This is a genomic window from Streptomyces sp. NPDC028711 (assembly GCF_055565415.1).
Window position 1 is genome coordinate 495375 of the sequence record NZ_JBVHUJ010000004.1, and the last position, 12894, is coordinate 508268.

A 12894-nucleotide genomic window follows, 5' to 3' on the forward strand; every position below is an offset into this window, starting at 1 on the left:
GATCAACGACGGGGCCTCCCATACCACTTGGAGGCCCCGTCTGTGTGCATCTTCTGCAATTCGGTGCATACTGCTGAAAACTATCGGCCGGTCACGTTACTGTCAGTTTCGTGTTCGCTGCAGAACGTCGCCAGTTGATCCTCGAAATGGTGCGAGCCAATGGGGCCGTGTCGCTCCGCGAGCTCGCCCGCGTCGTCCAGACCTCGGAAGTGACCGTACGGAGAGACGTACGGGCCCTTGAGGCAGAAGGACTCCTCGACCGCCGGCACGGCGGTGCGGTGTTGCCGGGCGGATTCACGCGAGAATCCGGCTTCCCGCAGAAATCCCATCTCGCGACCGCGGAGAAGACGGCCATCGCCGACGTCGCCGCGAGCCTCGTCGAAGAGGGCGAGGCCATCGTCGTCGGCGCCGGGACGACCACGCAGGAGCTGGCCCGCCGGCTCGCCCGCGTGCCCGGTCTGACCGTGGTCACCAACTCCCTGCTCGTCGCCCAGGCCCTCGCCCACGCCAACCGGGTCGAGGTCGTCATGACCGGCGGCACCCTGCGCGGCTCCAACTACGCCCTGGTGGGCAGCGGGGCCGAGCAGTCGCTCCAGGGCCTCCGGGTCTCCCGCGCCTTCCTCTCCGGGAGCGGACTGACCGCCGAGCGCGGCCTGTCCACGTCCAACATGCTCTCCGCGAGCGTGGACCGGGCGCTCGTCCAGGCGGCGGCGGAGGTCGTGGTCCTCGCCGACCACACCAAGCTGGGCTCCGACACCATGTTCCAGACGGTGCCGACGGACGTGATCACCCGCCTGGTGACCGACGAACCGCCCGCCCACGACGACCGGGCCGCCACCGAGCTCCAGGCCCTCGCCGACCAGGGCGTGCAGATCGCCGTCGCCGGCGGACCCCCGGGCGGTGAGCAGGTCCCCCCGGGCGCCCGGCCCCGCCGTGACATGCCGCTCCCGGTCCAGCGCGGACGGATGGCGGCAGGTCAGTTCCGGGGACCGGGCGGAGGGATGGCCGCCGAGACACTGGAGCGCACCGCACGCGTCGCGGACATGCGCCGCCGCTGAGAGAGGCCCGAGGGACCTTCCCCCAGGGGTCCCGGGCCGCCTGGAACGCACGGAAAGACGGCTGTCCTCGGGCCGTACTTCCATGACGCCCGAGACGCACAGAGCGACGGCTGCCCTTCGGTCGTACTCCCGGTCCGGTCCTTCAGGGACAGAACGACGCCCGTCCCCGCGTACGTACAGGACGACGTCAGTCCTTGATGCCCCGTAGCGTCAGCGCCAGCAGGCGGTCCGCCAGTTCCGGGTCCTCCGGGCACTGTTCCGCCGCCAGCGCGATCGCGTTGGTCAGCTGCATCAGATCGCCGATCGACACGTCGGCGCGCACCCGGCCCGACTCCCTGGCGCGTGCGAGCAGCCGCTCACCCGCCGCGCGCAGCGGCTCGCTGCATCCGGCGAGCGCCGAACTCCGGTCGTACGACGCCGACATCAGCGCATGCGCGAGGCCCCGGTACTCGCCCGCGTGCGCGATCAGGGCCCGCAGCCACTCCACGAGCGCCCGGCACGGCTCCTCCGCCTCCGCCAGCTCCGCCGCCCGGCGGACGAGCGCGGTGAGAGCCTCCTGGAAGACGGCGTTCAGCAGTTCGGCCCGGGACGGGAAGTGACGGTAGAGGGTCCCGATCCCCACGCCCGCGCGCCGCGCGATCTCCTCGAGGGACGCGTCGGCGCCCTGCTCGGCGAACGTGCCACGGGCTTCGACGAGCAGCCGCTCGTGGTTGCGGCGTGCGTCGGCTCGCATGGTGGAAGGCCCTCCCCTCGGCGAAGGGCCCGCAGGCTGCTGCCTGCGGGCCCTTCGTACCGTACTCGGTGCGACCGTCAGTCCTTGATGTCGCAGATCGCGGCACCGGAGGTGACCGACGCGCCGACCTCGGCGGTCAGGCCTTTGACGGTGCCGGAGCGGTGCGCGTTGAGCGGCTGCTCCATCTTCATGGCCTCGAGGACGACGATCAGGTCGCCCTCCTTGACCTCCTGGCCCTCCTCGACCGCGATCTTCACGATCGTGCCCTGCATCGGGGAGGCGAGGGTGTCGCCGGAGGCGGCCGGGCCGGACTTCTTCGCGGCGCGGCGCTTCGGCTTGGCACCGGCGGCCAGACCCGTGCGGGCCAGTGTCATGCCGAGCGAGGACGGCAGGGAGACCTCGAGGCGCTTGCCGCCGACCTCGACCACGATCGTCTCGCGGCCGGCCTCGTCCTCGTCGGCCTCGGCGCCCGCAGGGGCGAACGGCTTGATCTCGTTGACGAACTCCGTCTCGATCCAGCGCGTGTGGACCCGGAACGGGTCCGCGGTGAACGCCGGGTCGACCACGACGGCCTGGTGGAAGGGGATGGCGGTGGCCATGCCCTCGACCTTGAACTCGGCCAGGGCGCGCGCGGCACGCTGGAGGGCCTGCTCACGGGTGGCGCCGGTGACGATCAGCTTGGCCAGGAGCGAGTCCCACGCCGGACCGATGACGCTGCCGGACTCCACGCCCGCGTCGAGGCGGACACCCGGGCCGCTCGGCGGGTTGAAGACGGTGACGGTGCCGGGGGCGGGCAGGAAGCCGCGGCCCGGGTCCTCGCCGTTGATACGGAACTCGAAGGAGTGACCCCGCACCTCGGGGTCGCCGTAACCGAGCTCCTCGCCGTCCGCGATGCGGAACATCTCGCGGACGAGGTCGAGTCCTGTGACCTCCTCGGTGACCGGGTGCTCCACCTGGAGACGGGTGTTGACCTCCAGGAAGGAGATGGTGCCGTCGGTGCCGACGAGGAACTCGACCGTGCCGGCGCCGACGTAGCCGGCCTCCTTCAGGATCGCCTTCGACGCCGCGTACAGCTCCGCGTTCTGCGCCTCGCTCAGGAAGGGGGCCGGGGCCTCCTCGACCAGCTTCTGGTGACGGCGCTGCAGCGAACAGTCACGCGTGGAGACGACGACCACGTTGCCGTGGGAGTCGGCCAGGCACTGCGTCTCCACGTGGCGCGGCTTGTCGAGGTAGCGCTCCACGAAGCACTCGCCACGGCCGAAGGCCGCGACGGCCTCACGGACGGCGGAGTCGTACAGCTCGGGGACCTCTTCGAGCGTGCGGGCGACCTTCAGACCACGGCCGCCACCACCGAACGCGGCCTTGATCGCGATCGGCAGACCGTGCTCCTCGGCGAACGCCACGACCTCGTCGGCGCCCGACACCGGGTCGGGGGTGCCGGCGACCAGCGGGGCGCCGGCGCGCTGCGCGATGTGACGCGCCGCCACCTTGTCGCCCAGGTCCCGGATCGCCTGCGGCGGCGGGCCGATCCACGTCAGACCCGCGTCGAGCACGGCCTGCGCGAACTCCGCGTTCTCCGACAGGAAGCCGTACCCCGGGTGGACCGCGTCCGCTCCGGAGTCCTTCGCCGCCTGCAACACCTTCGCCATGTCCAGATAACTGGTCGCCGGAGTGTCACCGCCCAGAGCGAACGCCTCGTCGGCCGCCCGGACATGCAGGGCATCCCGGTCCGGCTCGGCGTACACGGCCACGCTGCCGATACCCGCGTCCCGGCACGCCCGGGCCACACGGACAGCGATTTCGCCACGGTTGGCGATGAGCACCTTGCGCACGATGGCTCCCTCCTTGAAACAAGCTGAGTTTAGGGACTGCCGACACGGCCTTTCGACCCGTCCCCAGTGGTGAGCTTGCCCACACGGAGCGTGACCCCGGGCCTGCTCGGGTCGTGAATTCCCTTGTCGCACCACGGTACGCAGGGTTCCTTTACGGCACAGTAGCTCTGAGGTGTGGCGCAGGTCTCTGTTCGCGCGGCCAGTCGCCATTCGGGTTTCTTTGTCGGGTCCCTACGAACGGGCCCATGATTCTTTGCCGAGCCGTCGCCCGCCGGCCATCGTGGCCACACTCTTGTCGAGGGGTTTACCGGCCAGTAGCCTGCGCGCAGTCGATCGTACTGTCGGTAACCGTGAAACCAGGGGGTGGCCGAGGTGGCCCGCAGACCCATAGCTCTCGTGACGGCGGCGGTGCTGTTCCTCGAAGCGCCCGGGATCGTCGCGATCAACGCCGTCATGGCGCGGTTCGTGAAGGTCCAGTCGATGTCCCTCGACGGCATGGACCCCGACGCGATGTACACCGGTACGTGGGCGCTCGGCATCGGCTCCGGGATCGCCCTCGCCCTCTGCGGCCTCGTGGCCCTCCTCGCGGGCATCCGCGACCGCCGCCCCGGCAAGGCGGCCAGGGGCCTGCTCATCGGCTGCGCGGTCGTCCACGGAGTCCTCGCCGCGGTGGCGGTGGGACTCCTCGGTTGGCCGGCGTTCACCTTCCTGGTGATGGTCCTCGGCCTGATCGTGCTCACCCTCGTGGTGTACGGCGAGGGGGACGACAAGGCCGCAGAGCTCCGCGAGGAGGCCCCGGCGGCGGCGTGACCCGCCGCCGCGGCGGCCGCGCAACTCCTCGCCCCGCGGCGCACGGTGGGCTCAGACCCAGAGGTCGGTGATCCGCACGCCCAGCTTCCCGAGGAGCGTGCGCAGCAGCGGCAGCGACAGGCCGATCACATTGCCCGGGTCCCCGTCGATGCCGTCGATGAACGGCGCCGAGCGCCCGTCCAGGGTGAACGCGCCCGCCACGTGCAGCGGTTCGCCGCTCGCCACGTACGCCGCGATCTCCTCGTCCGTCGGCTCGCCGAAGCGGACCACGGTGGAGGCCGTCGCCGACTCGAAGCGCTTGGCGGCCGTGTCGTACACGCAGTGACCGGTCTGGAGGACGCCGACCCGGCCGCGCATCGACTTCCAGCGGGCGGTGGCCTCCTCGGCGTCGGCCGGCTTGCCGAGGGCCTGCTTGTCGAGCTCGAGGACCGAGTCGCAGCCGATGACCAGGGCGCCGAACACCTCGGGGCGGGCGGCCACATGGGCGGCCTTCGCCTCCGCGAGGGCCAGCGCGAGCTCGGCCGGGGTCGGGGCGTGGACCTTGTCCTCGTCGACCCCGCTCACGATCACCTCCGGGGCGAGACCGGCCTGCCGGAGCAGGCCGAGCCGGGCGGGGGAGGCGGAGGCGAGCACGACACGGCGCGGATCAGCAGTCATGGGGGCAGCGTAGCCAGTGCGGCGGCCGGGGGGCGCCGCGGCGAGCCCGGCTCGATCGGCAAGCCGCCCGCCGATCCGGCCTGATCGGCGGGACAGGCCCTAGGGGGTGTCTTGCCGATCAGGCCGGGCTCGCGACGCCTGGTGCCGCACCTCGCCGCGTTGTCGTCGGTCGACAACGCTCCGCGTTGCCTCCCTCCTCCGCCTTGCGAGGCACGGCACCAGACGCCGCTCCCTGATCCGGCCTGATCGACAAGACACCCCCTAGCGCGCGCTCGCCACGAACATCGCGACCACCATCGCCAGGGCCAGCAGCACGCCCGCGCGGCGGAGCATCGCCTGCATGTCGCGCATGAACTTCGGCGGCTGATTCTTCGGATCGGACCACAGCATGCCTCCGATCCTGCGGCCGGGGCGGGTGGTGCGCCTGAGTACGGATACTCAGGCGCCCCGGTGCCGAAGGACTATTCGCGGAGGAACACCCCGTCCCGCGCCGCCGCGAGCGCCGCCGTGACCGCCCGTTCCGCCACGGCCCCGGTGAGCTCCTCGCGGGTGACCGTGAAGCGGTAGTAGAGCGGCGCGGAGACGGCGCGGAGCAGCTCGACGGGGTCGGTGTCCGCCGGGATCTCGCCGCGCGCCGCGCCCTTGGCGACGACGGGGGCCCACTCGTCGAGCCGGGTCCGGTAGAAGGCCCCGAGGGCGCGGGCGCACTCCTCGTCGCAGGCGGCCGCGGCGATGACCGCGCGGAAGACGGCGCCCATCCGCGGCTCGGTGAGGGTGGCCCGTACGAGCTCGGCGTTGGCGCGCAGGTCGCCCGCGAGGCTGCCGGTGTCGGAGGCGGGCAGCGACTGCTCGGCCATGTCGTGCAGGAGGTCGGTGACCAGGCCGACGGGGGAGCCCCAGCGGCGGTACACGGTGGTCTTGCCGACGCCGGCGCTCGCGGCGATCCGGTCCATGTTGAGGGCGTGGAAGCCGCTCTCGGCGAGGGCGTCCTGGGTGGCGTCGAGGACGGCCCTGCGGACCTTCGCGGTACGGCCGCCGGGGCGCAGGGTGCCGGGCGAGGCCGGCTGGCTCTCAGGCAAACGGGTCTCCTGTTCCATTAACTCCATCGACTCTGCTACGGTACGGGACATCTTAACGGAACGAGTCTCCCATTAAGGAGTCGTGCTCATGGTTGCCCTGGATCTCCCCACCGCCACGCCCACACCCACCGAACACCCGGACACCCGGATGACCGGCCGGATGCGGCTCGTCCTCGTCGTCCTCCTCGTCGCCCAGTTCATGCTGGCCGTCGACTTCTCGATCCTGAACGTCGCCCTGCCCGTCATCGGCCAGGGACTCGGATTCACCCTCGGCGGACTCCAGTGGATCGCCACCGCCTTCGCCCTCGCCGCCGCCGGCTTCACCCTCCTCTTCGGGCGCGTCGCCGACCTCGTCGGACGCCGCCGGCTCTTCCTCGGCGGCATGGCCCTCCTCGGCGTCTCCTCCCTCGTCGGTGGCCTCGCCACCAGCCCCGAAGTCCTGATGGCCGCCCGCGTCGCCCAGGGCCTCGCCACCGCCGCCGTCACCCCCGCCGGCCTCTCCCTCCTGACCTCCTCCTTCCCCGAGGGCCCGCTGCGCGCCCGCGCGCTCGGTCTCAACGGCGCCCTGATGTCCGCGGGCTTCACCACCGGCGCGATCCTCGGCGGCGTCCTCACCGACCTGCTGTCCTGGCGGTGGGCCTTCCTCGTCAACGTGCCGGTGGCCCTCGCCGTCCTCGTCGTCGCCCCGATCGTCCTCAAGGAGAGCCGCCCGGCCGTCCGGCCCCGCCTCGACGTCCCCGGCGCGATCACCGTCACCGCGGGTCTCCTCGCCCTCGTCTACGGGCTGACCACCGAACCCCTGGCCCTCGTCGCCGGAGTCGCCCTGCTCGTCGCCTTCTGGTTCGTGGAGCGGCGCTCCGCCTCGCCCCTCGTGCCCGTACGGATCCTCACCCGCCGCACCGTCGTCTGGGGCAACCTCGCCGGGCTCGTCGCCTTCGTCACCGAGACCTCGCTGGTCTTCCTGATGACGCTCTACCTCCAGGACGTCCTGGGCTTCTCCCCGCTCGCCGCCGGGCTCTCCTTCGGCGTCCTCGGCGCCGGCACCGTCCTCGGCGGGGTGTTCGCCTCCCGCTTCATCGGCCGCTACAGCGCCCGTACCGCGCTCGTCGCCGGCGGGCTCCTCCAGGCCGCCGCGACCCTCGCCCTCTACGGACTCGGCGACGACCGGGGCAGCCTCGGACTGCTGCTCGCCGCGACCTTCGCGGGCGGCGTCGGCAACATGCTCGCGATCGTCGGCTTCATGGTCACCGCCACCTCCGGCATCCCCGACCACGAACAGGGCACGGCGACGGGAATCGCGACCATGACCCAGCAGATCGGCATCACCATGGGCACGCCGATCATGAGCGCCGTCGTCGTCACCGCTCCCGTGCTCCTCGACGGCATCGGCCTCGCGGTCCTCGTCAACGCCGCGATCGTCGCCGTCGGAGCGGTCCTGGCCGGCGTCTTCCTGCGCCGTACGTGACCGGGACGCGCGAAAGGCCGGACCCTCCCGAGAGGGTCCGGCCTTTCACCGTGCGACGACTACACGGGCCAGTACGACCTGGCCCAGGCCCGCGGCCCGGGACGTGGCCGTACCGACCGCGCGATGCGGGAGGGGTCCGACCACCCCTCCGGTACCGCCGGGCCGCCGCCCTCGGCGGACGCCGCCGCCGTGGCCGCGGCCCGGGCCTGAACCACCGCCAGTGCGGCGGCCAGCTCCTCCGGGGTCGGGTTTCCTCGTACGACCTTGATCACAACGACTCCTTCGAGGTCCTGGAGGGCTTAGAGCGGGATGTTGCCGTGCTTCTTCGGAGGCAGGGATTCCCGCTTCGTCCGCAGCTGACGCAGCCCCTTCACGATCTGCGGGCGCGTGTCCGACGGCAGGATCACCCCGTCGATGTAACCGCGCTCGGCCGCCGTGTACGGGTTGAGGAGCGTGTCCTCGTACTCCCGGATCAGCCGCGCCCGCTCGGCCTCCTGGTCCTCCGCCGCCGCGATCGTGCGGCGGTGCAGGATGTTCACCGCGCCCTGCGCGCCCATGACCGCGATCTGCGCCGTCGGCCACGCCAGGTTCAGGTCCGCGCCGAGGTGCTTGGAACCCATGACGTCGTACGCGCCGCCGAAGGCCTTCCGCGTGATGACCGTGATCAGCGGGACCGTGGCCTCCGCGTACGCGTAGATCAGCTTCGCGCCGCGCCGGATGATGCCGCCGTACTCCTGGTCCACGCCCGGCAGGAAGCCCGGCACGTCCACGAAGGTGAGCACCGGGATGTTGAAGGCGTCGCAGGTGCGGAGGAACCGCGCGGCCTTCTCGGACGCGTCGATGTCCAGGCAGCCCGCGAACTGCATCGGCTGGTTCGCGACCACACCCACCGGGAAGCCCTCGACGCGGCCGAAGCCCGTCAGGATGTTCGGCGCGAACAGCGCTTGCGTCTCCAGGAACTCGCCGTCGTCCAGGACGTGCTCGATGACCCGGTGCATGTCGTACGGCTGGTTCGCCGAGTCCGGGATCAGCGTGTCGAGCTCCCGGTCCTCGTCCGTCACGTCGGTCTCCGCGACCTCGGGGAAGGCCGGCGCCTCGGAGAGGTTGTTCGACGGAAGGTACGACAGGAGGGACTTCACGTACTCGATGGCGTCCTTCTCGTCCCCCGCCATGTGGTGCGCCACGCCCGAGGTCGCGTTGTGCGTCCTGGCACCGCCCAGCTCCTCGAAGCCCACGTCCTCGCCGGTCACCGTCTTGATGACGTCAGGACCCGTGATGAACATGTGCGAGGTCTGGTCCACCATCACCGTGAAGTCGGTGATCGCGGGCGAGTACACCGCACCGCCCGCGCACGGCCCGACGACCAGGGAGATCTGCGGGATCACCCCGGAGGCGTGGGTGTTGCGGCGGAAGATCTCGCCGTACATGCCGAGCGCGCTCACACCCTCCTGGATGCGGGCGCCGCCGGAGTCGTTGATGCCGACGACCGGGCAGCCCGTCTTCAGGGCGAAGTCCATCACCTTGATGATCTTCTGGCCGTACGTCTCGCCGAGCGCCCCGCCGAAGACCGTGAAGTCCTGCGAGAAGACGGCCACCGGACGCCCGTCCACCGTGCCGTAGCCGGTGACGACACCGTCTCCGTACGGCCGGTTCTTCTCCAGGCCGAAATTGGTCGACCGGTGCCGGGCCAGTTCGTCCAGCTCGACGAACGATCCCTCGTCGAGGAGGAGGGCGATCCGTTCGCGCGCGGTCAGCTTGCCCTTCGCGTGCTGCTTCTCCACCGCACGCTCCGAGCCGGCGTGGGTGGCCTCGTCGATACGGCGCTTGAGGTCCGCGATCTTGCCTGCGGTCGTGTGAATGTCGATCTCGTACTGCTCTGCCGGCTCGGACATCGGGATGCGGCTCCCTGCCTGGTCACGGGGGGTTCGTTGACTACGAATGGGCTAGTGCACAGCTACTGAGCCGTAGCGTATCGACGCCGATACGGTTCGGCACTGCGGTCTTTGCCACACCTACTCTGGCTTGCATGACGTCCTCACAAGGCTCCGGCGGACCCTGGTCCGACCTCGACCGGCCCCCGCTGAACGCCGCCGCCCTGCGCCGCGCCCTCGTCCTCCCCGACGGCCTGTGGACCTCGTTCGACGTGGTCACCACCACAGGATCGACCAACAGCGACCTCACCGCCCGCGCCGACGACCTCCCCGAGGGCGCCGTGCTCGTCGCCGAGGAGCAGACCTCGGGCCGTGGCCGCCTCGACCGCAGCTGGACGGCGCCCGCCCGCTCCGGCCTCTTCCTCTCCGTCCTCCTCAAGCCGGACGTGCCCGTCCACCGCTGGGGCTGGCTCCCGCTGCTCACCGGCGTGGCCGCCGCGACCGGCCTCGCGAAGGCCGCCGGAGTCGACATGTCCCTCAAGTGGCCCAACGACCTCCTTGTTTCCGTCGGCGGCGAGGAACGCAAGACCGGCGGCATCCTCGCCGAGCGGGCCGGCGCGGACGGCGTCGTCGTCGGACTCGGCATCAACGTCACCCTCCGTGAGGACGAACTCCCCGTCCCCGGAGCCGGCTCCCTCCTCCTCGCCGACGCGGTCTCCACCGACCGCGACACCCTCCTGCGGGCCGTCCTGCGCTCCCTCGCCCAGTGGTACGGCGACTGGGTACGGGCCGACGGCGACCCCGAGGCCTCCGGACTCCAGGCGGCGTACGCGGCCGGCTGCGCGACCCTCGGCCGCCGGGTCAGGGCCGACCTGCCGGGCGAGCGCATGCTGGAGGGAGAGGCCGTGGCCCTGGACGGCGACGGCCGCCTGGTGGTCGCCACGGAGGGCGGCGGCACGGAAGCGGTGGGAGCGGGCGACATCGTGCATCTCCGGACCTAGCAGGTGGGGGCGGGGGGCTGCTGCCCAGGTGTGGGCAATCGTTCCGCCGTGGGGGTCCCCCCTGGACGAAGTCCTTGGGGGAGGAACGGGTGGGCACACCCCCACAGCGCGCCGCGCCCCCACGTCGTCCGCCCAGAGGGCCCAGGCCGGGTAGGGCCCGCAACCCGACGGGGGCCCGCGTCCGGAAGGGCCCGAACAACCCGCGCCCCGCACCCACGCGGCAGCGTTCGCGCGTGAGCCATTCCACACCTGCCGTATCGTGGAGCGCGATCCAGGCGACAGATCGGCAGGGCAAGTGGGCAGGGAACGGGCAGGAGGCGGCCGGTGACCGTCGACGACGAGAACAAGGGCGACACGCCCGAGCCTCCCACGTACCCCACCCCCCACCACGAGGTCGACCACACGGCCGAGCCGACCGACGATCCGCTCGCCATCCGCCTCGAACAGCTCATCCTCGGCGCCGACCGCCGCTACACGCCGTTCCAGGCCGCCCGCACCGCCGGCGTCTCCATGGAGCTCGCCTCCCGCTTCTGGCGCGCCATGGGCTTCGCCGACATCGGCCAGGCCAAGGCGCTCACCGAGGCCGACGTCCTCGCGCTGCGCCGGCTCGCCGGCCTCGTCGAGGCCGGGCTGCTCAGCGAGCCGATGGCCGTGCAGGTCGCCCGTTCCACCGGACAGACCACCGCCCGGCTCGCCGAGTGGCAGATCGACTCGTTCCTCGAAGGCCTCACCGAGCCGCCCGAGCCCGGCATGACCCGTACGGAGGTCACGTACCCCCTCGTCGAGCTGCTCCTGCCCGAGCTGGAGGAGTTCCTGATCTACGTCTGGCGGAGGCAGCTCGCCGCCGCCACCGGCCGGGTCGTGCAGGCGGCCGACGACGAGGAGATGGTCGACCGGCGGCTCGCGGTCGGCTTCGCGGACCTCGTCGGCTTCACCCGGCTCACCCGCCGCCTGGAGGAGGAGGAGCTCGGCGAACTGGTCGAGGCCTTCGAGACGACCTGCGCCGACCTGGTCGCCGCCCACGGCGGGCGCCTCATCAAGACCCTCGGCGACGAGGTGCTCTACGCGGCGGACGACGCCGGCACGGCCGCCGAGATCGCGCTGCGCCTGATCGAGACCCTCGGCCACGACGAGACGATGCCCGCCCTCCGCGTGGGCATCGCCTTCGGCACCGTGACGACCCGCATGGGCGACGTCTTCGGCACCACCGTGAACCTGGCGAGCCGCCTCACCTCGATAGCGCCGAAGGACGCCGTCCTCGTGGACGGCGCGCTCGCGGAGGAGCTGTCCAGGACGGGCGAGGCGCCCGTCTCGGAGGCGGAGGCGGCGGAGCTCGCGGCCCGCGCGGAGAAGGAGGGTCGCAAGGTCGCCACGTACCGCTTCGCGCTCCAGCCGATGTGGCAGCGCCCGGTCCGTGGTCTCGGCGTCGTCGAACCCTGGCTCCTGACCCGCCGCCCGACTTAGGATCGCTCCCGTGAACGCCGGTTAACAGCCGTTAACGGGCGGGTCTTGGTCGGGAGGGTGTGCGGTCATGTCCGAGCAGCGCTTCGGTGAGTTCGTGGTGGTCAGGAAGGACGGGGGCGGGCACGTCGCCGAGCTGGTCCTCGATCGGCCCAAGGCGATGAACGCCGTCTCCTCCGAGATGGCCCGCTCCCTCGGCGCCGCCTGCGAGGCCCTCGCCGCCGACCCCTCGGTCCGCGTCACCGTCCTCACCTCGTCGAACGACCGCGCCTTCTGCGTGGGAGCCGACCTCAAGGAGCGCAACTCCTTCACCGACGCCGAGCTGGTCCGCCAGCGGCCGACCGCCCGTGCCGCCTACACCGGCGTCCTGGAGCTTCCGATGCCGACCGTCGCCGCCGTGCACGGCTTCGCCCTCGGCGGCGGCTTCGAGCTGGCCCTCGCCTGCGACGTGATCGTGGCGGACGCGACCGCCGTGGTCGGCCTCCCCGAGGTCTCCGTGGGCGTCATCCCCGGCGGCGGCGGTACGCAGCTGCTGCCGCGCCGGGTGGGCGCGGCGCGCGCCGCCGAGCTGGTCTTCACGGCCCGCCGGGTGGAGGCGGCGGAGGCCCGCGAACTGGGGCTCGTCGACCTCCTGGAGGAGGACGCGCGGACGGCCGCCCTGGAGCTCGCGGGCCGGATCGCGGCCAACTCGCCGGTGGGCCTGCGCGCCGCGAAGAGGGCCATGCGGCTTGGTCAGGGCCTCGACCTGCGGGCGGGACTCGAGGTCGAGGACGCGGCCTGGCGTTCGGTGGCCTTCTCGGGGGACCGGGCGGAGGGCGTGGCCGCGTTCAACGAGAAGCGGAAGCCGAACTGGCCCGGCGAGTGACACCGGTCCGGCCGGTCATTCCTATCATTTTGCACTAAATGTCACTTACTGTGACGTCTCGG

Annotated in this window: 13 protein-coding genes; 6 read left to right on the forward strand and 7 right to left on the reverse strand. The window is 71.8% G+C overall.

Annotation, left to right across the window (positions count from 1 at the left end; all coding sequences use genetic code 11):
- The first annotated feature begins 146 nt into the window (after window positions 1-146).
- Window positions 147-1058, forward strand: a complete 912-nt coding sequence (locus ACZ4VK_RS16810) for a DeoR/GlpR family DNA-binding transcription regulator (RefSeq protein WP_468353297.1) — start codon at window positions 147-149, stop codon at window positions 1056-1058.
- Window positions 1059-1245: 187 nt separating this feature from the next.
- Here the strand turns inward: ACZ4VK_RS16810 and ACZ4VK_RS16815 are convergent, their stop codons facing one another.
- Together ACZ4VK_RS16815 and ACZ4VK_RS16820 are read right to left on the reverse strand one after the other, a co-directional pair.
- Window positions 1246-1791: a TetR/AcrR family transcriptional regulator gene (locus ACZ4VK_RS16815; protein WP_468352865.1), complete on the reverse strand. Its 546-nt coding sequence runs from the start codon at window positions 1789-1791 to the stop codon at window positions 1246-1248.
- A 77-nt stretch (window positions 1792-1868) separates the two neighbouring features.
- A complete protein-coding gene (locus ACZ4VK_RS16820; protein WP_468352867.1) occupies window positions 1869-3623 on the reverse strand; it encodes an acetyl/propionyl/methylcrotonyl-CoA carboxylase subunit alpha in 1755 nt (584 codons plus the stop codon).
- A 372-nt stretch (window positions 3624-3995) separates the two neighbouring features.
- Between ACZ4VK_RS16820 and ACZ4VK_RS16825 the strand changes: the two genes are divergently transcribed.
- Window positions 3996-4433, forward strand: a complete 438-nt coding sequence (locus ACZ4VK_RS16825) for a hypothetical protein (RefSeq protein WP_468352869.1) — start codon at window positions 3996-3998, stop codon at window positions 4431-4433.
- Between the two features lie 51 nt (window positions 4434-4484).
- Here the strand turns inward: ACZ4VK_RS16825 and ACZ4VK_RS16830 are convergent, their stop codons facing one another.
- The 3 genes from ACZ4VK_RS16830 to ACZ4VK_RS16840 form a co-directional block, all read right to left on the reverse strand.
- Window positions 4485-5090 (reverse strand): nucleoside triphosphate pyrophosphatase, encoded by a 606-nt coding sequence (locus ACZ4VK_RS16830; RefSeq protein ID WP_468352871.1) that lies wholly within the window; start codon window positions 5088-5090, stop codon window positions 4485-4487.
- Window positions 5091-5351: 261 nt separating this feature from the next.
- Complete coding sequence (gene mmpB / locus ACZ4VK_RS16835) at window positions 5352-5480, reverse strand: morphogenic membrane protein MmpB (protein WP_468352873.1); 129 nt, start codon at window positions 5478-5480, stop codon at window positions 5352-5354.
- A gap of 71 nt (window positions 5481-5551) precedes the next feature.
- Complete coding sequence (locus ACZ4VK_RS16840; RefSeq protein WP_468352875.1) at window positions 5552-6220, reverse strand: TetR/AcrR family transcriptional regulator; 669 nt, start codon at window positions 6218-6220, stop codon at window positions 5552-5554.
- A gap of 37 nt (window positions 6221-6257) precedes the next feature.
- Between ACZ4VK_RS16840 and ACZ4VK_RS16845 the strand changes: the two genes are divergently transcribed.
- A complete protein-coding gene (locus tag ACZ4VK_RS16845; protein ID WP_468352877.1) occupies window positions 6258-7634 on the forward strand; it encodes an MFS transporter in 1377 nt (458 codons plus the stop codon).
- A gap of 59 nt (window positions 7635-7693) precedes the next feature.
- On the opposite strand, the gene ACZ4VK_RS16850 is transcribed toward ACZ4VK_RS16845, so the two are convergent.
- A complete protein-coding gene (locus ACZ4VK_RS16850; protein WP_329282336.1) occupies window positions 7694-7906 on the reverse strand; it encodes an acyl-CoA carboxylase subunit epsilon in 213 nt (70 codons plus the stop codon).
- Window positions 7907-7933: 27 nt separating this feature from the next.
- Window positions 7934-9526: an acyl-CoA carboxylase subunit beta gene (locus ACZ4VK_RS16855; RefSeq protein ID WP_468352879.1), complete on the reverse strand. Its 1593-nt coding sequence runs from the start codon at window positions 9524-9526 to the stop codon at window positions 7934-7936.
- 134 nt (window positions 9527-9660) lie between these two features.
- Here ACZ4VK_RS16855 and ACZ4VK_RS16860 point away from each other — a divergent pair, with 134 nt between their 5' ends.
- From ACZ4VK_RS16860 to ACZ4VK_RS16870, 3 genes are all read left to right on the forward strand, one after another.
- Window positions 9661-10506 carry a biotin--[acetyl-CoA-carboxylase] ligase gene (locus ACZ4VK_RS16860; protein WP_468352880.1) on the forward strand — a complete coding sequence of 282 codons (846 nt, stop codon included), beginning with the start codon at window positions 9661-9663 and terminating at the stop codon, window positions 10504-10506.
- Between the two features lie 324 nt (window positions 10507-10830).
- Window positions 10831-11970 carry an adenylate/guanylate cyclase domain-containing protein gene (locus ACZ4VK_RS16865; protein ID WP_468352882.1) on the forward strand — a complete coding sequence of 380 codons (1140 nt, stop codon included), beginning with the start codon at window positions 10831-10833 and terminating at the stop codon, window positions 11968-11970.
- 67 nt (window positions 11971-12037) lie between these two features.
- Complete coding sequence (locus ACZ4VK_RS16870) at window positions 12038-12832, forward strand: enoyl-CoA hydratase/isomerase family protein (RefSeq protein ID WP_468352884.1); 795 nt, start codon at window positions 12038-12040, stop codon at window positions 12830-12832.
- Window positions 12833-12894 lie beyond the last annotated feature (62 nt).

Excerpts from the sequence above, each read along its gene's own strand:
- ACZ4VK_RS16870 (WP_468352884.1), top strand. The coding sequence starts at position 12,038 with ATGTCCGAGCAGCGCTTCGGTGAGTTCGTGGTGGTCAGGAAGGACGGG.
- mmpB (WP_468352873.1), bottom strand. The coding sequence starts at position 5,480 with ATGCTGTGGTCCGATCCGAAGAATCAGCCGCCGAAGTTCATGCGCGAC.
- ACZ4VK_RS16845 (WP_468352877.1), top strand. The coding sequence starts at position 6,258 with ATGGTTGCCCTGGATCTCCCCACCGCCACGCCCACACCCACCGAACAC.
- ACZ4VK_RS16840 (WP_468352875.1), bottom strand. The coding sequence starts at position 6,220 with ATGTCCCGTACCGTAGCAGAGTCGATGGAGTTAATGGAACAGGAGACC.
- ACZ4VK_RS16810 (WP_468353297.1), top strand. The coding sequence starts at position 147 with ATGGTGCGAGCCAATGGGGCCGTGTCGCTCCGCGAGCTCGCCCGCGTC.
- ACZ4VK_RS16860 (WP_468352880.1), top strand. The coding sequence starts at position 9,661 with ATGACGTCCTCACAAGGCTCCGGCGGACCCTGGTCCGACCTCGACCGG.
- ACZ4VK_RS16815 (WP_468352865.1), bottom strand. The coding sequence starts at position 1,791 with ATGCGAGCCGACGCACGCCGCAACCACGAGCGGCTGCTCGTCGAAGCC.
- ACZ4VK_RS16855 (WP_468352879.1), bottom strand. The coding sequence starts at position 9,526 with ATGTCCGAGCCGGCAGAGCAGTACGAGATCGACATTCACACGACCGCA.
- ACZ4VK_RS16830 (WP_468352871.1), bottom strand. The coding sequence starts at position 5,090 with ATGACTGCTGATCCGCGCCGTGTCGTGCTCGCCTCCGCCTCCCCCGCC.